At 67.5% G+C, this 22545-nt stretch carries 21 protein-coding genes; 7 read left to right on the top strand and 14 right to left on the bottom strand.

All coding sequences use genetic code 11. The features are described from left to right. Positions 1 to 945: 945 nt before the first annotated feature. Genes ACZ7OO_RS33095 through ACZ7OO_RS33085 form a run of 3 tightly spaced genes read right to left on the bottom strand, consistent with a single transcriptional unit; the run spans position 946 to position 2092 of the window. Positions 946 to 1212, bottom strand: a complete 267-nt coding sequence (locus tag ACZ7OO_RS33095) for a DUF4235 domain-containing protein (protein WP_471510482.1) — start codon at positions 1210 to 1212, stop codon at positions 946 to 948. Between the two features lie 5 nt (positions 1213 to 1217). Continuing rightward, entirely contained in the window at positions 1218 to 1700 is a 483-nt protein-coding gene (locus ACZ7OO_RS33090) for a DUF3618 domain-containing protein (RefSeq protein ID WP_471510480.1), read from the bottom strand. Continuing rightward, positions 1697 to 2092: a phage holin family protein gene (locus ACZ7OO_RS33085; RefSeq protein ID WP_471510555.1), complete on the bottom strand. Its 396-nt coding sequence runs from the start codon at positions 2090 to 2092 to the stop codon at positions 1697 to 1699. Before ACZ7OO_RS33085 ends, ACZ7OO_RS33090 begins: the two co-directional genes overlap by 4 nt. A gap of 282 nt (positions 2093 to 2374) precedes the next feature. Between ACZ7OO_RS33085 and ACZ7OO_RS33080 the strand changes: the two genes are divergently transcribed. After that, the gene (locus tag ACZ7OO_RS33080; protein WP_393354719.1) at positions 2375 to 2530 is read left to right on the top strand and encodes a DUF6131 family protein; all 156 of its coding nucleotides are present in this window, start codon (positions 2375 to 2377) and stop codon (positions 2528 to 2530) included. 772 nt (positions 2531 to 3302) lie between these two features. On the opposite strand, the gene ACZ7OO_RS33075 is transcribed toward ACZ7OO_RS33080, so the two are convergent. From ACZ7OO_RS33075 to ACZ7OO_RS33060, 4 genes are all read right to left on the bottom strand, one after another. After that, positions 3303 to 4367, bottom strand: a complete 1065-nt coding sequence (locus tag ACZ7OO_RS33075; RefSeq protein ID WP_471510478.1) for a YihY/virulence factor BrkB family protein — start codon at positions 4365 to 4367, stop codon at positions 3303 to 3305. A 545-nt stretch (positions 4368 to 4912) separates the two neighbouring features. Next, the gene (locus ACZ7OO_RS33070) at positions 4913 to 6106 is read right to left on the bottom strand and encodes a PP2C family protein-serine/threonine phosphatase (protein ID WP_471510554.1); all 1194 of its coding nucleotides are present in this window, start codon (positions 6104 to 6106) and stop codon (positions 4913 to 4915) included. 873 nt (positions 6107 to 6979) lie between these two features. Continuing rightward, positions 6980 to 8302: an MFS transporter gene (locus ACZ7OO_RS33065; protein ID WP_471510476.1), complete on the bottom strand. Its 1323-nt coding sequence runs from the start codon at positions 8300 to 8302 to the stop codon at positions 6980 to 6982. A gap of 414 nt (positions 8303 to 8716) precedes the next feature. Beyond that, the gene (locus ACZ7OO_RS33060; RefSeq protein ID WP_471510474.1) at positions 8717 to 9739 is read right to left on the bottom strand and encodes a hypothetical protein; all 1023 of its coding nucleotides are present in this window, start codon (positions 9737 to 9739) and stop codon (positions 8717 to 8719) included. A gap of 1308 nt (positions 9740 to 11047) precedes the next feature. Between ACZ7OO_RS33060 and ACZ7OO_RS33055 the strand changes: the two genes are divergently transcribed. Further along, positions 11048 to 11356: a helix-turn-helix transcriptional regulator gene (locus tag ACZ7OO_RS33055; RefSeq protein ID WP_471510472.1), complete on the top strand. Its 309-nt coding sequence runs from the start codon at positions 11048 to 11050 to the stop codon at positions 11354 to 11356. A gap of 512 nt (positions 11357 to 11868) precedes the next feature. Here ACZ7OO_RS33055 and ACZ7OO_RS33050 read toward each other — a convergent pair. After that, a complete protein-coding gene (locus ACZ7OO_RS33050; protein WP_471510552.1) occupies positions 11869 to 12210 on the bottom strand; it encodes a hypothetical protein in 342 nt (113 codons plus the stop codon). A 491-nt stretch (positions 12211 to 12701) separates the two neighbouring features. Here ACZ7OO_RS33050 and ACZ7OO_RS33045 point away from each other — a divergent pair, with 491 nt between their 5' ends. Continuing rightward, positions 12702 to 13535 carry a PIG-L family deacetylase gene (locus ACZ7OO_RS33045; protein WP_471510470.1) on the top strand — a complete coding sequence of 278 codons (834 nt, stop codon included), beginning with the start codon at positions 12702 to 12704 and terminating at the stop codon, positions 13533 to 13535. A 375-nt stretch (positions 13536 to 13910) separates the two neighbouring features. Here the strand turns inward: ACZ7OO_RS33045 and ACZ7OO_RS33040 are convergent, their stop codons facing one another. From ACZ7OO_RS33040 to crcB (ACZ7OO_RS33020), 5 genes are all read right to left on the bottom strand, one after another. Further along, on the bottom strand, positions 13911 to 14240 hold the full coding sequence (locus ACZ7OO_RS33040) for a hypothetical protein (protein WP_471510468.1): 330 nt from the start codon (positions 14238 to 14240) through the stop codon (positions 13911 to 13913). A gap of 361 nt (positions 14241 to 14601) precedes the next feature. Next, on the bottom strand, positions 14602 to 15765 hold the full coding sequence (locus ACZ7OO_RS33035; protein WP_471510466.1) for an NAD-dependent formate dehydrogenase: 1164 nt from the start codon (positions 15763 to 15765) through the stop codon (positions 14602 to 14604). A gap of 279 nt (positions 15766 to 16044) precedes the next feature. After that, complete coding sequence (gene crcB / locus ACZ7OO_RS33030; RefSeq protein WP_471510464.1) at positions 16045 to 16419, bottom strand: fluoride efflux transporter CrcB; 375 nt, start codon at positions 16417 to 16419, stop codon at positions 16045 to 16047. Next, on the bottom strand, positions 16416 to 16763 hold the full coding sequence (locus tag ACZ7OO_RS33025; protein ID WP_471510462.1) for a DUF190 domain-containing protein: 348 nt from the start codon (positions 16761 to 16763) through the stop codon (positions 16416 to 16418). Before ACZ7OO_RS33025 ends, crcB (ACZ7OO_RS33030) begins: the two co-directional genes overlap by 4 nt. Further along, the gene (gene crcB / locus ACZ7OO_RS33020) at positions 16760 to 17212 is read right to left on the bottom strand and encodes a fluoride efflux transporter CrcB (RefSeq protein WP_471510460.1); all 453 of its coding nucleotides are present in this window, start codon (positions 17210 to 17212) and stop codon (positions 16760 to 16762) included. The genes ACZ7OO_RS33025 and crcB (ACZ7OO_RS33020) overlap by 4 nt, the downstream gene beginning before the upstream one ends. Before the next feature lie 456 nt (positions 17213 to 17668). On the opposite strand from crcB (ACZ7OO_RS33020), the gene ACZ7OO_RS33015 reads away from it, so the two are divergent. The 4 genes from ACZ7OO_RS33015 (at position 17669) to secY (ending at position 21816) form a co-directional block, all read left to right on the top strand. Then, positions 17669 to 17947, top strand: a complete 279-nt coding sequence (locus tag ACZ7OO_RS33015; RefSeq protein ID WP_471510458.1) for an FmdB family zinc ribbon protein — start codon at positions 17669 to 17671, stop codon at positions 17945 to 17947. Positions 17948 to 18127: 180 nt separating this feature from the next. After that, positions 18128 to 18772 (top strand): AmiS/UreI family transporter, encoded by a 645-nt coding sequence (locus ACZ7OO_RS33010; protein ID WP_471510456.1) that lies wholly within the window; start codon positions 18128 to 18130, stop codon positions 18770 to 18772. 26 nt (positions 18773 to 18798) lie between these two features. Then, complete coding sequence (gene fmdA, locus ACZ7OO_RS33005; protein ID WP_471510454.1) at positions 18799 to 20049, top strand: formamidase; 1251 nt, start codon at positions 18799 to 18801, stop codon at positions 20047 to 20049. Between the two features lie 453 nt (positions 20050 to 20502). Continuing rightward, positions 20503 to 21816: a preprotein translocase subunit SecY gene (gene secY / locus ACZ7OO_RS33000; RefSeq protein WP_471510452.1), complete on the top strand. Its 1314-nt coding sequence runs from the start codon at positions 20503 to 20505 to the stop codon at positions 21814 to 21816. A 72-nt stretch (positions 21817 to 21888) separates the two neighbouring features. On the opposite strand, the gene ACZ7OO_RS32995 is transcribed toward secY, so the two are convergent. After that, positions 21889 to 22539: a DUF4097 family beta strand repeat-containing protein gene (locus ACZ7OO_RS32995; RefSeq protein WP_471510451.1), complete on the bottom strand. Its 651-nt coding sequence runs from the start codon at positions 22537 to 22539 to the stop codon at positions 21889 to 21891. Positions 22540 to 22545: the final 6 nt, after the last annotated feature.

Below are 22545 nucleotides of genomic sequence, written 5' to 3'. Positions count from 1 at the left end.
AGGGCCCGACGGGTTGGGTGAGTTGTGAGGCTGACCTGGGCCAGTACGGCCTGTACCCGTCTTGCACTGTCGGGGGTCTCCCGCGCACACCTCGGGGAGTTGCTCGAAGAACTCGCCCCGCCCTGGGCACGGCAGCCCGCGCGTCGGCCCTGCACGGTATGACGGGCGGACCCCGCAAGCGGCCCCAGGGTGCCGGACGCACGACGCAGTTGGTCTTCACCGACCGGCTACGGCCGCAACCTGGACGACCTGTTCGCGGCCGGGCGCCTCCGGCCGGTCCGCCCAGGCAGGCGGTAAGAGGAACCTACGGCCTGACCTGCCGAAGCCCAGACGAGGCCGTGTCGAAAACCGGTGTCGAGAGGGCGGAATGTGAGTGCACAGGTTATTTGCCGTCAACTGAACGTGCGGCAGGACGGTATCCCGGCCGGTCGGCGGCCATGGGCGTGCTGGACTGGTTGTTGTGAGCGAGCGCAAGTCCTACAAGACCGACCTTTCCAGCGGTCGGAACGGACGTGGCCGCTCATCCAACCGTTCCAACCACCAACCGGGCGAACCTACGCGGTCACAGCACTGGCGCGGGTCATTCGGGCGGCTCGACCCGTGTTTGGAGCTGCTCCCAGAAGTGGTGGACGTGCTGTTCCGCCTCTCGCACGGCGGAGGGGGTGGCGTCGGTTGAGAGCGCGACTGCAGATGGTGTGACCTTGTCCGCGCGGAGTGTGGTGCGACCGCGTACAGGGTGGACGACGCGGGCGCCGCGTCCTCGTCCGTCCTGGCCGAGGACGACGGCCCGGGCAACCAAGACCGTGGTGATGAACGCTGCCGCTGTAAGCGCGGCAGCCGCATGCTGATCGGACATGGCTATGAAGAGTCTTTCGCGTGGGTACTGGGCGGGAGATGAAAGGGCCGGTGTCCGTGTCCTGTCGGCCCTCCGCCTCCTTATGCGCGTCAGCCGGGCCAGGTTCCGGTCAGGCGGCGGATGGCGGTGGCGCCGGCGCGGTCGACGGCCGCCTTGACTCCGGCGAAGACCGCGCCTTGCAGCGTGGCGGCGAGCAGCACCTCACGCCAGGAGCGCTCTTCGTCGGTGGCGTCCGGGGCGTCCTCGTCGTGGCCGAGCATTTTCCACGTCTGCTTGAACAGCGCTCCCGCGGCCATACCGCTCACGGCACCGAGTGCCAGACCGATCGGCTTGTAGGCGATCTTCGCTGCCTTCACCTGGCTCATCCCTTCCGGCGGCGGCAGGCTACCCACGCAACGGCGGCCGCGCCGGCTGCCGCCAGCAGCAGAGTGCGGTTGTCCCGCGCCAGCTGCGCCCCCTGGGCGGTCTTCTGCCGCACCGGCTCAGGTGCCTTCTTCTCCCACGTCCGGCCGGCCTGCGCCGCCTTCAGCCGGGTCTGCTCAGCAGCCTGGGCCACCTTGTCCTTGACCGGGTCGGGCAACTTGTCCTGCGCCTGGTGTGCAAGACCGGCGGCCTTCGCCTTCAGCTCCCCGGCCTTGACCGCGGCTTGCTCCTTCAGCTCACCGGCTTTCGCGGCGGCCTGTTCCTTGACCTCTGCGGCCTTCTCCTCGGCGCGGGCCTTGACGTCGGTCTTCGCCGCAAGCGCCTCCACCGTCTTCCCGAGCTCGGTCCGGGTCTGCTCGACCCGCTCGCGCAGGTCCTCGGTGCTGGAGGCGGTGGGCTCGTCGTGAGGCGGCTGGGTCATCGGTGCGCACTCTCCTTGATCTCGGCCACGTCGGCCTTCACGTTCTCGATCATCTGCTCGGGCGTAGGCGGCGCGGCCTCGTCGACCTGCTTCTTCCCCTTCACGGCCAGCACCGCAGCGATCACGCCCAGCACCGCGGTAACGATCAGAGCCGCCGCCCACACCGGCAGTGCCACCGTCAGCGCGGCGATCACAGTGGCGACCAGCGCCTGCAGCATCAGGAAACCGACGATGCCCGCCCCGCCGAACAGGCCACCACCCTTGCCGTAACGCTTGCCCTTCTGCTTCATCTCCGCCTGCGCCAGCCTCAGCTCGCCACGCACCAGCTCGGTCAACTGCTGCGATGCCCGCTGCACCAGCTCACTCACCGGCTCCTGGCCGGAGCGGTCCATGCTGTGGTCGGATCCGCCATTGCGCGGCTGCGTGCCCGACACGGAGGTCACCTACCTTCCCTCTGAGTTGCTGCAGGCTGGGCTGCGCCATGCGCCCGACCATTCCGATGAGCGCGCGAGTACCCCGAACCCGGGGGTCAACACGCGGCACGGTCCGCTTGGTCCGTTGCGGGCCGGCCCTGCACCGTCTCGTCCTGCGGTGGCGGTGGCCGTGGTACTTCCCTAACGCCGCGCTGAGGGCCACAGTGAAAGCAGCAGCCTTACCACAGACAGGAGGCGATCATGCTCCTCTTGGGCATCATCCTGCTGGTGGTCGGATTCGTCACCGGCATATCGATCCTGTGGACGATCGGGATCATTCTGGCAGTCATCGGCGCGATCCTTTGGATCCTGGGCTCCATGGGACATGCGGTCGCCGGCCGCCGACACTACTGGTGACCTGCCTCCCACAGGGCACTGCACCGTCCACATACCGCTCCAACAGCAGCCTCGGCGGCCGGCCCGCATCGCGGGCCGGCACGCCGCCGATCTGCGCTGCTGACTGAAGTCACGGTGGGCACCGACAGAAGTGCGGCGGTCACACCCCGGCCTGCCCCAACCGCCAGAGCCGGCGTCGCAGGATCGGGCGGGAGGCATGTCGGGTGTGCCATGCGCTGGCCAGGCCGATGGCGGCGCCGGTGGCTACCTCGCTGGGACAGTGGGCGCCGCTTTGCACCCGCTCGGCCGCCACCATGGCGGCCGGGAGCGGACACGCTGCGCCTGCGGCCGGCCGGGAGGCCGCCACCGCGGCGGCGGTGTGTCCACAAGGGGAAGGACGAGGAGGCGGGGCGGTCGTCGACGTCGTCGTGCGGGAACCACTCCTTCGGTGGCCGGGGCCGTTCGGCCAGCTGCTTGCACAGACCGTTGGAGATGAGTTGCGCCACGGCCAGGACGACCAGCCCACTAACCGCAGCCTTGCGGCCGCGCCACCCGCCCAGCCGGGCCATTGTCGCGGCCGCATCGAACCGCACCGCACCGCACCGCACCACAGCTTCGCGTTTCTCAGCGGTTTCCTCCACCGCCGAGAGCACCGTGCCGACGCCGGGTTGGATGCGGGCGGCCGCCTGACTGCTCAGCGACCGATCAGCCTCGCGCAGCCACGCCAGAAACCTCATGAGCGGCAAGTATCCGCAGGCCACCCTGCCCACACTTCAAGATCAACGGCGGCGGGTCACACGTCACCCAGGCGGCGTCGGTCCTCCTCGTCCCACTTCCGGGTGTCGCGTGGCTGGGTGTAGGGCTCGGCGTCGGGTGGCAGGCCGCCCGCGACCGCCCGCTGGCGTACGGTCTCGGCGTCGAACTCCAGTCCCAGCAGGATGGCCAGGTTGGTGATCCACAGCCAGACGAGGAAGACGATGACGCCGGCCATGGTGCCGTAGGTCTTGTTGTAGGACGCGAAGTTCGCGACGTAGAACGCGAAGGCGGCCGAGGCGATCAGCCAGATCACCAGGGCGAGGAAGCTGCCCGGGGTGATCCACCTGAACCCCTTCACCTTCGCGTTCGGGCTCGCCCAGTACAGGATCGCGATCATGATGGTGACCAGGACGACCAGGACGGGCCACTTGGCGATCGACCACACCGTCAGCGCCGTGTCCCCGATCCCGAGCGCGGTTCCGGCCTGGCGGGCCAGACCGCCGGTGAAGACCACGATCAGCGCACTGGCCACCGCCAGCACCATCAGCACGACGGTGACACCGACCCGCACCGGAAGGATCTTCCACACCGGGCGGCCCTCCGGCATGTCGTAGACGGCATTCGCAGCGCGAATGAACGCAGCCACGTAGCCGGAGGCCGACCACACCGCCAGCACAATGCCGACAACCGCCATGACGGAACCGACACCGGCGTTGCTCTGCAACTGCTCCACAGCCCGGGTGATGATGTCCTTGGCCGAGCCGGGAGCAAGTTTGTTGATGTTGGCCAGCAGCGAGTCGGTCGCCGACTTGCCGGTGATGCCCAGCAGAGACACGAGCACCAGCAGCGCCGGGAACAGCGACAACACCCCGTAATACGTCAATGCCGCGGCGCGATCGGTCAGCTCATCGTCCTTGAACTCCCGCAGGGCGCCCTTGAACACGGCAGTCCAGGCCCGCCTGGGCAGCTTCGTCGGTGCGTCCGGTGCCCGGCGCTCCACCTCGGGCCCCGGCCCGACGTCCTCAGCTGCCGGCGCTTGGCGCGCCTGCGCCTCGTCGCCGCCCTGGTGTGCTTTACGCCCTGGAAGATGCAACCTCGTCATATCCTCCGGGTAACCCTCTCGGGCCCCACCTACGCCAGGAGGAGCGCGCCGCGTGCGCAGTGGGTGTCAGTTCAGGGCGTGGCAGAGGGTGGGGTCGCAGTCGAAGATCTAGTCGAGCCCGACGAGCCGCATCGTCCACAGCACGGACTCGGTGGGGCCGCACGCGCAGCCAGCCGTCGGCGTCGCGAGCGGCGTGGGTCGCCTTCCCTCTTACCTTGGCCCATGCCTGCCTTAACCTTGCGCCCATACCTGCGCTGCGACCCGAATCGGCCGCAATGCATTCACGCGAGCTTGACTGGGACGGGCGACCTGCCGGTAATGGCCAGCTGGGCGCGAATGCCTGGACACGACCGATCGGTCGGGATGGCGCCCAGGCGGCACCGAGCAAGTGACACCCGGGAAGTGGTCACCAACCCCGAGGCCGTGGAGCGGGGCGGGAAGGGGAATGCAAGGCGGCGCGCTTCAGCCATGCGCGAGCCGCCCCCGTCGGGAGAAATGTCACCGGGCGTTGCCCTCGGTGCGGACTCACGGTGGCGCGCTGCGGCTCATCGCTGCGGGCCTGGTCTGGTTTCGGCCGGTGGCCGACGACTGCCGTGCCAGTCCAGTATCAGAACTGTGGCATCGTCCTTGAGGTTGCCATGGCAGGCGTCCAGCACCGCGTTGGTCAGGCTTCGGACAGCTTCCCTTGGATGCAGCGCGCGGGTGTCGTGAACGACCGAGGCCAGGTCGACGGCTGCGGCACCGCGCTCCTGCATTCCGTCGGTGAGCAGGATCAAGCGGTCGCCGGGACGCAACTGCAGTTCCTGAATCCGGTAGGAGGCGGGTGCCGCCACACCGAACGGCAGGTTGACGGCGAGTTTGACCTCTTCGACGGTGCCGTCACGCAGCCGCAGCGGCCAGGGATGACCGGCGTTGACCAGTTCACACAGGCCCGTTTCGAGGTCGACGCACAGCAACTGCCCGGTGGCCAGGCCACGGCTGTGGCTCAACAGGGCCTGGTGGGCGTGGTTGGCTTGCTTGAGGGCGTCACAGCCACTGCGGCGTGCCCGCCGCAACGCGCCGACCAGCAAGGTGGCCAGCAGAGCGGAGTTCGTGTCATGGCCCATGGCGTCGGTGATGGACAGGTGGAGGCTGTCGCGGTCGAGGGTGTAGTCGTAGGTGTCACCACCGATGTCGTCGGCCGGGACCAGTCCGGCGGCGAGCGTGAACTGGTCCGCCTCGCAGCATGGGGCCGAGGGAAGCAGCTGGTGCTGGATCTCCGCGGCCAGGCTGGTCTCCGTGGTGCGCCGGCCCAGATGGTACAGATCAGTAAAGCGGCGGTCCGTGACGATGATGTAGGCCAGCGCGTGTGCCGCGTCGCGGACCTGTCGTAGCACGGTGTCGTCGGCGGACTGCAAGGTCACCTCCAGGACGCCAATGCAGTCGCCACGGTTGCTGACCGGTGTGATGACGCGCCGTCCGCCCTGGCCGTCCGGTTCCACATGCTGGCGCTGGCTCTGCAGAACGCTGTCGTAGACGCTGCCCCGCAAGTCGATTGTCTCGCTATGGTCCGCGAAACCACCGCCGGCCGCGGCGAGTCGTATCAGCCTCTGACCGATGAGGTCGACGAACAGGAAGGACACACGCTCCGCCCCGAATCGCTTGTGCAGGTCGTGTGCTACCACATCGACGGACTCCCCGGGCGGCGCCGCCTCCGCAGCGGTCAGCAACTCGCCCAGTTCCAGATCTCCACCCTCCACAGCAACCTCCCATCGGCTGCTGCAACTTTTTCCCCGAGTCTCCGCAACCTCACCTCCCTGTGCCCGTCTTGCACCGAGAGCGATCTGCTGCTGGTTGATACGCCGGACGATGCCTGGCCGGCGTACGGCTGCCCGCAGGGCAACGGGGAGGGTGTCGCCGTTTGTTGCCAGCCGTCCGGCCGCGACCAGCCCGGTAGGGACGGTCGGTGAGGTCGAGGACGGGAGCCAGAGGGAGGTTGCGCGGGTTCCGTCGCGCATGACGTCCTGGCGATCTCCATGCACTCGACATGCGCTGGTAGTGGAACGACCGTACGCAGCCGTGGCCCGCCCAGAACATCACTGGGCAGGCCACAGATGTGCGCGTGGTCCCGAAGGGCGGTCGCCTGCGCGGCGAAAGGCTCCATGAGGCTTCAGCCGAACGATCGTCCTCATGGGCAATAGGTGAGGCCCGGGGACACTGTCCCCTTCGCAACCACACCGTTGACAACGCAGTCGGCCGGTAAGGCATTCCCGTGCGGGCGGCTGGGCGGGAGCCGGTGTCGGGGCAGGCTCGGGCCGCGTGTGGGGACGGTCAGCTTGGTCTGCCGCCCGCCTGCTGTCAGGCTGCCGATTCCGCGCCCCCGTTCCGGGCCGGAATCGATGTCCACGAGAACCGGCTCTGGCGCAATTCTGTGGACCGACGTCATGGCCGCCCAGCCGTATGCCGGCACAGTCCTGTGACGGGTGGCTTCGCGCCGCGACCAGCCCGCCACCGTCACCCTCACCCGCCGAACACACGATGCCAGCCTCGCCACTCCCGGGAAACCCGCGGACCCGGACTCCGCGTCCAGCCTCCCGGCCGGCATGCCACACCTGCCCCACGGCCGGGACGTCCTAGGTCCTTTCCGGCACCGTGGGTACCCGCAGCCACGCGACGCCCGCGGCGGCCAGGAAGGCGAGCGCGCCGACGGCCATGCTGGCGCGCAGCCCGGTGCTGTAGTCGGCGGCTGTGGCGAGCAGGCTGCCGCCGAGCGCGACGCCGGCGGCGCTGCCGATCTGGCGGGCGGTGTTGAACAGGGCAGAAGCGGCACCCGCGTACGCCGTAGGCACGGCACTCATCACCGTGGTGGTCGAACCGGTGAGGGCGAAGGAGGTACCGAATCCCGCGGCCATCATCGGGGCGACCAGCAGCGGGTAGGCGGGATCGTCCCCCGCCGTGGCCCAGCCCGCCAGCCCCAAGGCAGCCAGGAGCATGCCGCAGACCACCAGCGGACGATCGCCGGTGCGACGGGCCAGCCGCCCGGACAGGACGGAGGCGAACATGGTCATCGCCACCGCCGGGAACAGCGCCAACCCGGTACCGAGGGCGCTGAAGCCACGCTGGTGCTGGAATTCCAGGCTGGCGGTGAACACCATGCCGTAGAAGCCGAAGTTGAACAGCAGGCCGACGACGGCTCCCCCGCTCACCCCACGAGAATGCAACAGGCCCGGCGGAAGGACCGGAGAGCGCGCCAGCCGCTCGCGCACCGCGAACGCCCCGGCTGCCAGCACGGCCAGGCCCACACCGGCAAAAACAGCCGGATCGGACCAGCCCCGCCTTCCGGCCTCGTTGAGCGCCGCGGTCAGCAGCGCCACCGCCGCCACCACCGCACACTGCGCCGGCCAGTCCAGGGCCCGGGCGGCATGCCGGGGCGAGCGCGCTACATGCCGCAGCGTCAGCACCAGGCAGCCCACACCGACAGGCAAGTTGATCAGGAACACCCAGCGCCAGCCCGCAGTGGAGACAAGCAGCCCGCCCAGCAGCGGCCCTGCAGCGGCCGCGACGCCCGCCATCGAACCCCACAGTCCGAAAGCCCGCGAGCGTGCGGCCGGCGCCGGGTAGGCCTGCTGGAGCAGGGCCAGGGAACCGGGCACGATCAGAGCCGCACCGAACCCCTCCGCCAGCCTGGCCCCAACCAGGAACAGGACGCCCGGCGCAAGCGCGCACGCGGCCGAGGACAGCGTGAACACCGCCACGCCCGTGCAGAAGACCCGTCGGTTGCCCAGCCGGTCACCCAGCGCGCCACCGGTCAGCAGGAACCCGGCGAAGACCAGGGTGTACCCATCGGTGATCCACTGGATACCGGTGAGCGAGGCCGACAGCTCCCGGCCGATCACCGGCACGGCGACGTTGATGGCCGTCACGTCCAGGATCACCATGAAATACCCGGCACACACCGCCAGCAACGCTGCCCAAGACCCTCGCCCGCACCCCGAGGCAGACCCAGGACAGGAGGCCGGCTCACCACCGCCGGCCGACTCCGCGAACGCCACGCCCCCACTCCGTCCCCTCCACCGAACACCACACCAAAAGCCACAACAAGGAACATTTGCCAGACTACAAGATCGCCCGGCTGCAGTTCGCGAACCTGCACTGGCCGGAATCCCGGAGCCGGCCGCAGCATTCCGATCACCGATTCGCACGCACCCCACCCACGGCACGATCTGAATGAGCCAGGCACGGCCTGTGCAGTCCGCCTCCGGCAGGGCGGGCGACGAAGGGGGGCCCGGCAGCAGCCGCTGCACGCCGTTCACACGCAGGAAACGCTACCGACCGGTCTGCCGCCCAGGCAGCAGCCGAATCAGGCGGCATCACCGTGCAGGGCCGACCGGCGGCGTGACCGTGCCTTCGTCCGGCCCTGCCTGCATCTCCTTGAGCTGCCGTTGACGTGCCCGTTGCCGTCGTCCGTAGGCCGCATAACGCACCTGGTCGTCTGTTTCCAGACTGGTGCCAAAAGCACCCCCCACCAACGCAATGGAGGTGACGAACCAGGCCAGGCAGATGTAATCGCCCACACCCACCGGGCGCCCGATGAACTTGTGAAGTACGGAAGCGGCCAGCAACAGGAACGACACAGCGACCAGAACCCCGAAGAGAACAGTGGCCAGAACGACAACCGCCAGCGCAACCGTGATCAGAGTGACCAGGTTGTAGGGATAGAAGGGATGGTGGCGGCCAGGGAGGTCACCGGCACGTTCCCACAGTTCGTGGTCGACGATGACCCACGCGGTCAGCGCCGACGCCGCCAGCACCGTGGTGACCACGTTCCGCCAGGTACCCAGCGCGGTAGCGAGATTCCAGGCGGCAGTATTCATGAACAACACCGTCGCCGTGGCAAACACACCCGCCAGCCCGCGTGACAGGGAACCGAACAGCCGCCAGGGACGGTTGGCATGCACCATCCCAGCAACCAGACGGACATGCCCACGCAGACCAGGCACGACGTAACGCCGTAGCATGTCAGAAGCGTCACCGGCGCTGGGGCCACCCTGGCGAGGCGGACGGCCGAAAACCTCCGGATGCCGCAGAGCACCGTCCTGCACGACGAGCTGCCGGGCAATGTCCACCACCGCCTGTCGAACCCGGCGCCGCAGCCGACGAGATCCCAGAGCCGGCAAGGAAATCACCGCAGCACGGTGTTCGGTGTCGATTTCGACGCTGACCGGCTGCAGCCTCGCACGCCGCGGGAGATCCGTCAGGAAGATGGCGATGTCCCACTTGATGCCTTGCAGGTGGTGGCTGACGGCATCCGCGATGTCCGAGACGGCCACCTGCTCGGCACCCACCAGCGGAGCGGTGAAAACGTCCACCTGCCACTCGACCCGGCTGCTCACACCCCGGGCGAGATACCGCGGCAAACGAGGAGCCAGAGCCCGAGCAATCTCCGAAGGCACACCAGGATCAGCGACAAGAACCAAACGCTGCCGACCAGACACCGGCGTCATCGCCCCCTGCACCCCACAGGCAGAACGGCCCGTACGCACCCCCACCACGACACAGAGCCGACCGCAAGTGCGCCCCACGCAACGCCCACCGGCTGGACCATCGCCCCCGGGAACGTGAGATGACCCGTGATCGGCACCGCCTTCATGAACTTCCTCTCCCACGAGGCTCACGCGCTCAAACGAGGAATGAAGCAGAGTCGATCAAAGGGACGGCCCGCGGGGAACAGTCACTGCCTCTCCCGGTGGGGCAGCCTTGGCGTGTGGCGCCGGCCTTCGCCCCCGAAGCACAAGCCAGACACCCGAGCGACGGGAAGGCCGAGCGCCGGGGCTCCGGAGTCCGGTCCGTCACCTACCCGACGTGAGGCCGGCGACAGCACAGGGACGGCAGCCTGACCGTCATCACCCCGCGTCACCAGTCAGCCGAAAGCGCGGGTGTCCATCCACCGGCGTAGCGTCGTCCCTAGGCAGCCCCGGCCGCCGCCGGGATCGAAGGCTTGAGTGCGAGGCATTGTGGCCAGAGGCAGCGACCAGCGAACCGAGGTACAGCAGACCCTCTTCTGCACCTCGGATCCCGATCAGAGCCGGGCCTACCTGGCCTCCATGTACGGCACGGGAATGCGTAGGGTCGCCCCTCAAAACGCCATGCGACGTTCCGGCACGAACGGCGAACGGCCAGTCGCCTGTGCCTGGACAGAGTGGCCATGCCCATGACGGTGGCGGTGGACATCGAGCCGCTCGACCGGGTCCTGGTGCAGGAGGTGCTTGATGGGCGCATCAGCGTCCGATTCGGGCGCGGCGACGCGGGCTTTCCTGCGGGCAGCGTCATGGTGCCGGCCCCGCCGGGAATGCCTTACCACACCGACGTGGACAGCATTTTCTCCGAGATAACAGTCCTGGACCTCAGCTTCCTGCGTGCCGTCGCTGGTCTGGACAATGGGAACGGTGGGGCCCCGCCGCTGCGCCTGCTACGGCCGCGCGAGGCGGCTTCCCCGACCCATACGGCACTGTGGCGGGTGGCGCGCCAGGACGCCTGGGATCTACTGGACGACACCGAAGCGCCGACGACGCCACTGGTCCTTGACGCGGCGGCCCGGCTGCTGGCCGCCGTCACCCTCACAGCCTTCCCGAACAACATGCGGTCACGGATCCGCTGCAGGCCGGCCCAGGTCACGTGGGGCGGAGACGGTACGCCGGGCGGTGGAGTTCATCCATGCACACGCCGACCGGCCCATCACCCTGAACGACATCGCTTCCGCGGCCGGCGTCTCGACCAGAGCCCTTCAGTACGGCTTTTGCCACCACCACGACACGACCCCCATGGCCTACCTGCGCAGCGTGCGCCTGGAAGGCGCCCACCAGGACCTTCGGTCGGCACGGCCGGGCGACGGGGAGACCATCGCCGTTGTCGCGGCACGGTGGGGATGGGGGACGCCGCGTACCTTCAGCCACGTCTACAGGAAGGTGTACGGCACTTGCCCCTCCCAGACCTTGCGCGCCCCGGCCTGACCGCTTGAGAAGTACGGCCGTTGGCAGGGCGCTTGCACCCGGCATCCTCCCGCAGACCCGCGAACCCCGTCGGTACCGTTCAGACCGCTGGAAGGCCAGGCCTCCCCCGACTCGGCCACGTCCTGCGCGTCACCGGCCGGTACACCACCCGGCCGAGGATGGCCCCCGTGGTCCGCGACGGCGGCACGATCAACCGCGTCGGCCGCTCGCAGCTCACCGACGTCCCCTTCGTGTTCGGCGACTTCATGCGGAACATCGACACGAGCCGGTGAGCGTCTCGCGGAAGCCGTGACACAAGCAGAACGACGGACGGACTGAGGCCCGCGCAACATGGAAATCGACCTGCCGCGCCAAGGGCCGCCCTCACCCGCGAGCCAGAACCGACGAGACCGCCCTGCCCACCGCACGCACCGCACAGCCTCGAAGCAGCCTCAGACACGAGATCACCAAGAGGCCGTCGATACGCCACTCCCCCGGACGCTCCTTCCTTCACAGCGTGGCAGCATGCCGGATCACTTCGGACAGGCCACTGCATCCTTCTGCAGTTCCACCGCCGCCAGCAGACTCAGCTTCGACTCCGCCTGACGCAACGCCTTCACCGCAGCGACCGAGGCGACATCCCCGGTGAAACCGGCGGCAGCCAGCCGGGAACGGACCCAGCGGGCGCGCAGCCGGGCGTCGGTGTCGGCGGCGGTGGAGGCGATGAGGGCGGCGGCACGTTCCAGGCCTGGGCGCTCCTCAGGCGACGGCCCGGCCAACGCGTCACGCACCGCCGCTCCGATCACATCCGCATCCCGGATCATCAGCACGAAGTTATGCTTGTCGCTCAGTTCCCCGATACCAGTAATGCGCATAATTGTGATCGCCAAGCGCACTGCACGCCAAGCAACTTGAGGATCCGCAGAGCCATTTGCCGGCGCGGCGCCCGACGGCCGCCACCCGGACAGGGACAAGATCACCCGACGCGGCTCCGGCGCGCCGACACTTCTCCCACACCGGCGCCCGAACGGGCAGACCCCGGGCCGGATCGTGACCGGTGGACGATGACCCGGTCGTCCGCGAGGGCGTCGCGGCGCAGCTGAACGGCCATCCCGACCTGTCCGTCGTCGGTCACGGCGAAACGGGCGCCGTTGCCGTCGAATTGTGCGCGCGGGAACAGTGTTCCGTGCGCGCCGGGAACAGCCGGTCCGGTCGGCACTGTTGCATCGACCGAGGGACCGGCGCCGCACGGGCGAGGAACACGGAGACCACAAGGTCGTCGCTCTGGCAGGATCCGGGCCCTCGGGATCGCGGTACGCCCGCCGCGCACTCGGACCAAGACGTGACTCTGCAGGAGGACTGTTTCATGACTGACCGGCCCTTGACGCTCATGGCAGTGCACGCCCACCCCGACGACGAGGCCACAGGAACCGGAGGGGTACTCGCGCAGTACGCGGCGGAGGGCATCCGCACGGTTCTCGTGACGTGTACCGACGGCGGTTGCGGGGATGGACCGGGAGGTGTCAAGCCGGGCGATCCCGGGCACGACCCGGCAGCTGTTGCCTTGATGCGCCGTCAAGAACTCGAAGCGAGCTGTGACGTCCTGAAGGTCAGCGATCTGGAGATGCTGGATTATGCCGACTCCGGGATGACGGGCTGGCCGAGCAACGACGCCCCCGGATCCTTCTGGCAGACCCCCGTGGAGGAAGGCGCCGCCCGACTCGCGGAACTCATGCGGCACTACCGACCCGATGTGGTCGTCACCTACGACGAGAACGGCTTCTACGGCCACCCCGACCACATCCAGGCCCACCGCATCACGATGGAGGCGCTGAAGATGACCGGGCTGACACCGAAGGTGTACTGGACGACGATGCCTCGCTCGATGATGCAGCGGTTCGGTGAGATCATGCGCGAGTTTCACGAGGACATGCCGGAGCCGGATCCCGCCGAGGCCGCCGCGATGGCCGAGATCGGCCTCCCCGACGATGAGATCACCACGTGGGTGGACACCACCGCGTTCAGCGATCAGAAGTTCGACGCCCTGGCCGCGCACGCCAGTCAGGGCGAGAACATCTTCTTCCTCAAAATGGGCAAGGAGAGGTTCGCCGAGTTGATGGGCACGGAGACCTTCGTACGAGTCCAGGACGCCACCGGCGCGGCCGTACCCGAGAACGATCTCTTCGCCGGACTGCGCTGACCCGCCCGTCAGACGGGACCCGGGAAGGCTCATCGGCCGCCCGGCGCGATCGAGCTTGCTCGCACGCCCGGAGGGCTTGTCCACGCGGGTTCCGCTCCGGCAGCCGGCGCCCAGGAGGCGGGCAGGCCCTCGTCGGCGGCGCCGGCGTGTGCCCGCACGCCGACGCCGCGGCAGAAGGGCGGCACGCGGCCGCCGGGCAGGGTCACGGCTGCGGGAGCGGGCCGGGGTCGCTTACTTTCCGCGCGATGGGCGAGCAGACTGCGGGTCGGAGCCCGAAGGGCGGCGCCGTGCGCCTTACTCAGGCTGCGGAAGAGGCTGTCGACGACCCGCAAGGCCACCCAGCCGAGGGGTTTCCTCACCCCTCGCTCGGGCTCGTCAGAGCTTCCCGCCGATCTCGCACGCCTGGCACGGCGGTCGGCCGCAGGTGCACTGCATGAGCGCGTCGAGGACCTCGCGGTCGTGGTAGAGGCATTCGTCCCGGCAGGTGTGGCGCGGGATGAATCCTGCCGGGATCTCGCCGGGCCACGGCTCGTGTCCGTCCCTGCAGCGGGCGAACCGCTCGGGGTCGGTGGAGTGCAGGTCGTGCATGTTCGACCGCGCCGCGTCCTCCAACTCCCGCACTCGCTCCACCAAGCTCTTGAGCTCGGCGGCGATGTCGGAGTACTGGTCGGCGCCAGTCCTTACGTGTGCGGCCCGGAGTGCCATTGCTGCGTTACCCAAAAACCTGCCGGCATCCTGAAGGTCGGTCACGTGATGCAATTGAATGCCGTTCACGCCTCGTACCCATACGGCGTCGATGCTGCTCACTGATCCACCTTCCCGGCGTACACCTTGGTTATGTGCGGGACAGTATGCGCGGCGCCGGCGCCTTCGCACAGGGAAAAATCACTCTGTTCAAGGACGCTAAAGGTATTGGTTGAACTCGTCCAGTGAGTTTGGGGTGAATCGGCTCACAGCAGGTGTGTCCTCAAGCAGCGATGGCATATGAGGAAGACCCACCGCTCATTCAGCTGGTGGATCTTCCTATGAGTCTTCTGCTGGTTACTTGTCCGCCGGGTGTTATTCGTTATCCGGCGACTGTGTAGGAGCGCGCTCCCGTCCCGGCAAGGCCGCCGCCGTCGACGATCAGGTACTCCGGGCGGATGGGGCGCCCGTCGAACCAGCACTCCAGGATCTCTCGGGTACCGGCCGCGTAGCGGGCCTGCGCCGAGAGGGTCGAACCGGAGACATGGGGCGTCATCGCCTCGTTCGGCATGGTGCGCCACGGGTGGTCCGGCGGTGGCGGCTGGGGATACCAGACGTCACCTGCGTAACCGGCCAGTTGTCCGCTGTTGAGCGCCTGCACCACGGCGTCCCGGTCGACGATGAGCGCGCGTGCGGTGTTGACGATGTACGAGCCGCGCTTCATGACGCCGAGCAGGTCCTCGTCGAAGAGGTTCCGCGTCTGCGGATGCAGCGGAGTGTGGATCGACAGCACGTCGACTGCGGAGGCCAGCGAACGCACGTCGGGGTGCCAGGTGACTTCCAGCTCCTCCTCGACCTCCTTGGGCAGGCGGTGCACGTCGTGGTAGTGCAGGTGGACGTCGAACGGCTTGAGGCGGCGCAGTACCGCCTGGCCGATGCGGCCGGAGCCGAGGACACCGACCTCCATGCCCTCGATGTCGTAGGCGCGCGAGACGCTGTCCGCGATGTTCCAGCCCTGCTTGGTGGTCACCCACTCGTGGGCGGGCACGAAGTTGTGCACCAGGTCGAGAATCTGCATGACTGTGTGTTCGGACACGCTGATGCTGTTGCTGTAGGTCACCTCCGCCACTGTCATGCCGTGGGCGATGGCGCTCGGCAGGTCGACGTGGTCCGACCCGATCCCCGCGGTGATCGCGAGTTTGAGCCGGGGAGCCGCTGCTATCCGCTCCGGGGTCAGATAAGCAGGCCAGAAGGGCTGCGAGATCACCACGTCGGCGTCGGGCAACTCGCGGTCCAGGGTGGAGTCGGGCGCTTCCTTGTCGCTGGTCACCACATAGGTATCGCCTCGGTCCTCCAGGAACCTGCGCAGTCCGAGTTCTCCCGAGACGCAACCGAGGAGTTGTCCCGGGGTGAAATCTATGGCTTGCGGGGTCGGCGCGGTCTGTCCGCCCGGATAGCCGGTGATGCTGGGAATCTCGTCGCGGGCGTAGTTCGGAGGGTAACCGCCCACGGGGTCGGGGTAGAGCACCGCAAGGATCTTTGCCATGGCCGTCCTCCATCGGTGAGGCCACAGTCCGGTAAACCGGCCGAGTACCGATGATCTCGCAATTTTAGTCGACCGTTCGCCGGAGCTGCAATCCCCGTCGTAGTTCGGCGCTGCACCCCACGCGAAATGCGGCCGGTAGCAACTGGATAGGTATGAGGGTCTTCAGACCCAAGGAAATCGAGTCACGGCCATGCATCGCGGACGACCACAGCAGGCCGCAGGGCGGTGTATGGGCTTGAAGAGGGGTCTCGACACTGTCTCGCATCCCGGTGATGCCGACTATCCGAACACAGCCTGTGCGACGGCCAGTCCGACGAAAACGGACCCGAGCCCGGCGATTACCGAGGCGACCACGTTGGCCGCCGCGAGAAACCGCGCTCCGGCCTCGGCCAGACCCAAGGTCTCGTAGGAGAACGTGGAGTAGGTGGTCAGGGCGCCACAGAAGCCGGTGCCCAGAAGGAGCTGCACATCCCGCGAGGCGGCCGAGGCCATGGCCGCCCCGGTCAGCGTGCCCAGGATCAGCGACCCGGTGACGTTGGCTGCGAAGGTGCCCCATGGAAAGGTGGTGGCGTGGCGGGCCTGGACCGTCTGGTCGATGAGGTACCGCAAGGGGGCGCCGACGGCGCCGCCGAGTGCGACGAGCAGGAACCTCATGTGCTCACGCCCTCCCGGCCCTGGTAGTGGACCACCTCGACGTCTTCCACGATGACCAGGCCCTCGATGTGCAACTCGGCCAACTGAGCCACGAAGGAGCGGATCCGCTCCTCCTGATCGACGATGACGACCGCAGCCGGCAGGTCGTCGGCCATGGAGAGCAACCGGGTCGTGTGAACGACCGAAGACGCCCCGAACCCCTCCACACCTCGGAACACCGTCGCCCCGGCCAGCCCGGCCGCGTGGGCACGGTGCACAATCTCCGTGAACAGGGGCTTGTGATGCCAAGTGTCGCTGTCGTCCACGAAAATGGTCATGCGCAGCGCGCGTCCAGTGAGTCTCATCTCGATCCCCTCATGACCATGACGACCCGGCGTGCGCCGACCACGCCGATCTTCACGGCGACCATCGCTACGACGACGGTCGCAACCAGGTACGCCAAGGCGAGGCCGGCCCTCTGCTCCCGCACCAGACGCTCGATGTCGACGCAGTACGTGGAAAAGGTCGTGAAGCCCCCAAGGACCCCGGTGCCGAAGAACGGGCGCAGCAACGGGTGCACCGCCCACACCTCAGTGATCGCCACCACGAACGCGCCGATGATCAGACAACCCACGGCGTTCACGCACAGCGTCGTCCACGGGAAGTCCGCCTTGCCTGTCGGCCACAGCAATGCCGCCGCATACCGGGCGCAAGCGCCTATTGCCCCTCCCGCGGCGATCACGGCAAGCACATATTGCCGGCGCCGGGCGTCCCGGCGCAGCCGCGCTTCTACCACTGCGGGACTTTCCACCATTGCGGTCGCCAGGGAATGCTTCGTGGAAGGGAAGGGTCACCCACGTCGTCCGTTCCAGACGACGCCACACCATCTGCCCTGCAGGGCTTGCTCTGCACCGTCATCCGGCCGCTCTACTGATGGGTCCCACCCTAAGCCTTGGGGCGGACAGTGCGGCAGATGGCGGTCACGTGGGCCGCGACGTAGTGCGCCGGCTGTCGGGGCAGGTCGTGCCAGTTCTCTCGGGATCGGTTTCTGCGGCGGCTATACGGCTCCCCCATATTGAATTACGAGTTGCCCGCCTGTGTGAGACATGACAGACCGGAAGATCCGTGCCACGTAGTGCAACGACTTGACACGTGGATTCGCGAGACGTCTCCTGGAAGAGAGGAAGCAAAAACTCTCTGGTGCGCCCCTTTTTGGGGGTGCCGCAGATGACCGGGCTTGGCCAGCACCCACCCGGCAGGGAGGCTGCTGATGACAACCTATGAATATCTATGCAGCCGCTGTGGACCTTTTGATGTGAAGTTGGCGCTCGGGACGGCGCCGACGGCGCACGGCTGCCCTGTCTGTGCAGGCACTGCGAGACGTGTGTACTCCTCGCCCGGTTTCCCTCGGACGTCCCACGGGGTGGCCGCTCTCCATGCTCGGGAAGAGCAGGCCAGTGAGGCACCGGAAGTAGTTTCCGATGTGCCACCACGCGGCAGGGTGGAACGGCACGTGCATCCCGCGCTCTCGCGGTTGCCGCGTCCCTGAGGGCGGTGGTCGACAAGGCAGAACGTCTCCTGAGCCGACGTCCGAACAAGGATGTCGTTCCCGTAGCGGTGCGAGGGATGCGCATCGTGCCAGGCCGGCCGGGAGTCGAGACGCAATTCGTCGACGGCCGGAGGCGGCGCGAAGCCGCCTTTCCCCCCGCGGACTTAGGAGGTGCGTCCCATGGCAAATGTGGGACTGCTCTTCGTCGGTGCCGTTCTGTTCGTGAACGGGCTGTTGCTGCTGAAGAAGGTCGATGCCAAGTCCGCAGCAGTGTTCAACCTCTTCGTCGGTGGGCTGCAGGTACTGACGCCGACCTACCTCATTTTCACGGCCGGCAACGACCCCATGAAGATTCTGGCGGCATCCGGGATTTACCTGTTCGGATTCACCTATCTGTATGTGGGAATTGTCCTGCTCGCCGACATCGACGCCATCTGCGTCGGCTACTACTCCCTCTTCGTGGCCATCGTCGCCCTAGGGTATTCGTTCGCCAATTTCCACCTCTTCAAGGACTACCCGTTCGGAGTCATCTGGCTCTACTGGGCCTTCCTGTGGTTCCTGTTCTTCCTGCTGCTCGGTCTCAAGAAGACAGGCCTGTCCGCGTATGTGGGCTGGGTGACGGCGATCGAAGGCTGGGTCACCGGTGTCATTCCCGCGGCGCTGCTGCTTTCCGGCTACTGGAAGCACACCACGGAGATCGCGATCGCCCTGGGCGCCTTCGGTGTCGTCGTATTCGCGGCGCTGTGGCCGCTCACCAGGAAATCGCGGCAGCCGGCCACGACCGGATCGACCGGATCGACCGGAGGCACGGGCACAACGTCCTGACCGGATCAGAAACGAGGAAAGTTGTCATGCCCGAAGTTCTCTTCAAAGTGGACCACAGCAAGTCCATGCGTGACCAAGACGTTCCCGGACACAACAGGTGGCACCCGGACGTCCCCATAGCCGCCATGGTGAAGCCAGGATCGGAGTTCCGTATGGAGTGCCGTGACTGGACCGACTGCCAGGTCGGCAACAACGACACCGCCGACGACGTACGTGACATCGACCTGACCATCCCCCACATGCTCAGCGGCCCGATAGGCGTGGAGGGCGCGGAACCCGGCGACCTGCTCGTCGTCGACATCCTCGACCTCGGTCCCGTGCCCCAGCAGACCGGGGACGCGGCGGGCCAGGGCTGGGGCTACACCGGCATCTTCGCCAAGGCCAACGGCGGAGGCTTCCTGACCGACTACTTCCCGGACGCCTACAAGGCGATATGGGACTTCCACGGCCAACAGGCAGTCTCCCGCCACCTGCCCGGCATCCGCTTCACCGGAATCACCCACCCCGGACTGTTCGGCACCGCCCCGTCCGCCGAAATGCTCGCCCGCTGGAACGCCCGCGAGAAGGCACTGATCGACACGGATCCGAACCGCGTCCCGCCGCTCGCCGTACCGCCGGACGCCACCAACGCGCTCGCCGGCACGGCCACCGGAGACCTCGCACGGCGCATCGCCGAGGAAGGCGCACGCACGGTGCCGGCCCGCGAAAACGGAGGCAACCACGACATCAAGAACTTCACCCGGGGATCGAGGGTCTTCTACCCCGTACACGTCAAGGACGCGAAGCTCTCCGGAGGCGACCTGCACTTCAGTCAGGGCGATGGAGAGATCACATTCTGCGGCGCCATCGAGATGGGCGGCTTCATCGACTTCCACGTCGACCTGATCAAGGGCGGCATGGAGACATACGGCATCTCCACCAACCCTGTCTTCATTCCGGGCAATGTCGAGCCGAGGTACACGGAGTTCCTCACCTTTATCGGGATCTCCGTCGACCACGACACGGACACGAACTACTACTTGGACGCCACGCTGGCCTACCGCCGGGCCTGCTTGAACGCCGTCGAGTACTTCAAGAAGTTCGGCTACAGCGGAGAGCAGGCCTACCTGCTGCTCGGCTCCTCCCCCATAGAGGGACGTATCAGCGGCATCGTCGACATCCCCAACGCGTGCTGCTCGCTGTACGTACCCACCGCCATGTTCGATTTCGAGGTCCGGCCGAGCACAGCCGGTCCGGCGAAGGCCGACCGCGGCCAGTGCGCGTTGGCCGGTGCCTGAAACGCACACCCCCGGCCCGCGCAGTTCCGTCGGCTGCGCGGGCCCGCCGCGTCGGCGAGGCGGGCGAGACGGGCGTTGCAGCGGCCAGTCCAGCATCGTGGTCCCGGTCGTCCTGGCGCTCGACGGGGACGGCGGTGCGGCGGTCACCGTCAGCCCACGGGACGATCGGGGCCATCAGTACCAGCAGCGTCGGCTGCGCCGCCGGCCAGGCCGGTCCCGACCTCCTCTGGCGTCACACTTAGTGCGTTACCGCAGGAAGTGGCCAGAGCCAGCATAAAGTGACATAGCAACACGTCTGCCGCAATTCCCGTTGAACGGGGTGTGGAGCAACGGATGCAGAGTCATTCATCTGTGGCCCGAATCGATCAGGACGGCAGCGCCCGCCGTCGTATCGATGTTCTGTCCTCATAGCCGACCCCGACGGCCCACGCGCGCAGGGTTTCAGGAGGCACCGTGCTCACCGCGTTCATCCACGCCTTCAAGACGCCCGACCTGCGCAAGAAGCTGCTCTTCACGCTGGGCATGATCGTGGTCTACCGGCTCGGTACCCACGTCCCGATCCCCGGCGTCAACTACAAAGCCGTCCAGGCCTGTGTGGGCGAGGCCTCCGGCAACCAGGGGCTGTTCGGACTGGTCAACCTCTTCAGTGGGGGCGCGCTGCTGCAGATCACGATCTTCGCGCTCGGCATCCTGCCGTACATCACCGCCAGCATCATCCTTCAGCTGCTGACCGTGGTCATCCCGCGTCTGGAAGCGCTGAAGAAGGAGGGCCAGGCCGGCACGGCGAAGATCACCCAGTACACCCGTTACCTGACGGTGGCCCTCGCCGTCCTGCAGGGCACCGGCCTCGTCGCCACCGCCCGCAGCGGCGCCCTCTTCTCCGGCTGCACGGTCGCCTCCAGCATCATTCCCAACCGGTCGGTCTTCACCACCGTCACGATGGTGATCTGCATGACCGCGGGCACAGCCGTCGTCATGTGGCTCGGTGAGCTGATCACCGACCGCGGTATCGGCAACGGCATGTCGATCCTGATGTTCATCTCGATCGCCGCTTCCTTCCCGTCCGCGCTGTGGGCCATCAAGAAGCAGGGCACCCTGGCGGGCGGCTGGATCGAGTTCGGCGCCGTCATCCTCGTCGGCCTCGCCATGGTCGGCCTGGTCGTGTTCGTCGAGCAGGCCCAGCGGCGGATCCCGGTCCAGTACGCCAAGCGCATGATCGGCCGCCGGTCCTACGGCGGCACCTCGACCTACATCCCCGTGAAGGTGAACCAGGCAGGCGTGATCCCGGTCATCTTCGCCTCCTCGCTGCTTTCCATCCCGGCCCTGGTCGCACAGTTCTCGGGCGGGGACTCCGTCTGGAAACGGTGGATCACCCAGAACCTGACCAAGGGCGACCATCCGATCTACATCGCGCTCTACTTCCTGCTCATCGTGTTCTTCGCGTTCTTCTACGTCTCCATCTCCTTCAACCCGGAGGATGTCGCGGACAACATGAAGCAGTACGGCGGCTTCATCCCGGGCATCCGGGCCGGGCGGCCTACCGCGACATACCTGTCGTACGTGCTCAACCGGATCACCTGGCCGGGTTCGCTGTATCTGGGGGTGATCGCCCTCGTCCCCACCATCGCGCTGGTCGGGTTCGGGGCGAGTCAGAACTTCCCGTTCGGCGGTACCAGCATCCTGATCATCGTGGGTGTCGGCCTGGAGACCGTGAAGCAGATCGAGAGCCAGCTCCAGCAGCGCAACTACGAGGGCTTCCTCCGCTGACCCCGGGCGCCGGGGCCGGGGGCCTGCTGGCATCACGACGACGGACATAGCCGGTGATGTCGGCACAGAGCATCATCCGAGCTGCGACTTCAGTCGTTCCGTCGCCGAAGGAGCCGACATGGGCGGCCCCGAACCGATCAGCGCCGTGGTCATGGTGCGGTCGTGGCCGGCGTCGTCCTTCGTCGTGGGAACGGTCACGGTGGTAGCACCGTTGTCCGTGGTCGCGTCGACACGGTAGGCGGGCGCGTCGGAGGGCACGGTGACGTCGACCGAACCGTTCGTCGTGGTCGCGGTGACGCCCGACGGTGAGGTCACGCAGTCGAGGAGCACGTCGCCGTTGACGGTTGCCGCGTGGAGCCGGCCCGCTTCGAGCGCCACAGTGCGTACCGAGCCGTTGCGGGTCGTCAGTCGCACGGAGCCGTCGCCCCGTCCTGAGCGGGTCACCGTCACGTCGCCGTTGACGGTCGTCAGGTCCAACGCGTCCGCCGCACCGGCGACATCGATCCCCGCGTTGCGTGCCGTCACGGTGACGCTCATACCGTCGGGGACCTCCACGCGCGGCATACGGGGGCAGGATCCGTCCTGGCCGGTCCGGTCGTCGCACGACAGGTCCAGCGTCCAGGTGTCGTCGTGGTGCGACCAGTGGCGTCTCACCCCGTCGTCGACGACCGCCACCTGGCCGTCGGTTGCCCGCAGTCGCAGACCGTTGTCGGTCGTGATCACCAGGTG

Source organism: Streptomyces sp. NPDC111744 (assembly GCF_055634995.1).
The sequence above is the reverse complement of the archived record's forward strand: the minus strand, read 5'-3'. Positions and strand labels throughout refer to the sequence as shown.

Coding starts and splice junctions, on each gene's coding strand:
- ACZ7OO_RS33090 (WP_471510480.1), bottom strand. CDS start 1,700: ATGACCCAGCCGCCTCACGACGAGCCCACCGCCTCCAGCACCGAGGAC.
- ACZ7OO_RS33085 (WP_471510555.1), bottom strand. CDS start 2,092: ATGGACCGCTCCGGCCAGGAGCCGGTGAGTGAGCTGGTGCAGCGGGCA.
- ACZ7OO_RS33080 (WP_393354719.1), top strand. CDS start 2,375: ATGCTCCTCTTGGGCATCATCCTGCTGGTGGTCGGATTCGTCACCGGC.
- ACZ7OO_RS33075 (WP_471510478.1), bottom strand. CDS start 4,367: ATGACGAGGTTGCATCTTCCAGGGCGTAAAGCACACCAGGGCGGCGAC.
- ACZ7OO_RS33050 (WP_471510552.1), bottom strand. CDS start 12,210: ATGCGCATTACTGGTATCGGGGAACTGAGCGACAAGCATAACTTCGTG.
- ACZ7OO_RS33045 (WP_471510470.1), top strand. CDS start 12,702: ATGACTGACCGGCCCTTGACGCTCATGGCAGTGCACGCCCACCCCGAC.
- ACZ7OO_RS33040 (WP_471510468.1), bottom strand. CDS start 14,240: ATGGCACTCCGGGCCGCACACGTAAGGACTGGCGCCGACCAGTACTCC.
- ACZ7OO_RS33035 (WP_471510466.1), bottom strand. CDS start 15,765: ATGGCAAAGATCCTTGCGGTGCTCTACCCCGACCCCGTGGGCGGTTAC.
- crcB (WP_471510464.1), bottom strand. CDS start 16,419: ATGAGGTTCCTGCTCGTCGCACTCGGCGGCGCCGTCGGCGCCCCCTTG.
- ACZ7OO_RS33025 (WP_471510462.1), bottom strand. CDS start 16,763: ATGAGACTCACTGGACGCGCGCTGCGCATGACCATTTTCGTGGACGAC.
- crcB (WP_471510460.1), bottom strand. CDS start 17,212: ATGGTGGAAAGTCCCGCAGTGGTAGAAGCGCGGCTGCGCCGGGACGCC.
- ACZ7OO_RS33015 (WP_471510458.1), top strand. CDS start 17,669: ATGACAACCTATGAATATCTATGCAGCCGCTGTGGACCTTTTGATGTG.
- ACZ7OO_RS33010 (WP_471510456.1), top strand. CDS start 18,128: ATGGCAAATGTGGGACTGCTCTTCGTCGGTGCCGTTCTGTTCGTGAAC.
- fmdA (WP_471510454.1), top strand. CDS start 18,799: ATGCCCGAAGTTCTCTTCAAAGTGGACCACAGCAAGTCCATGCGTGAC.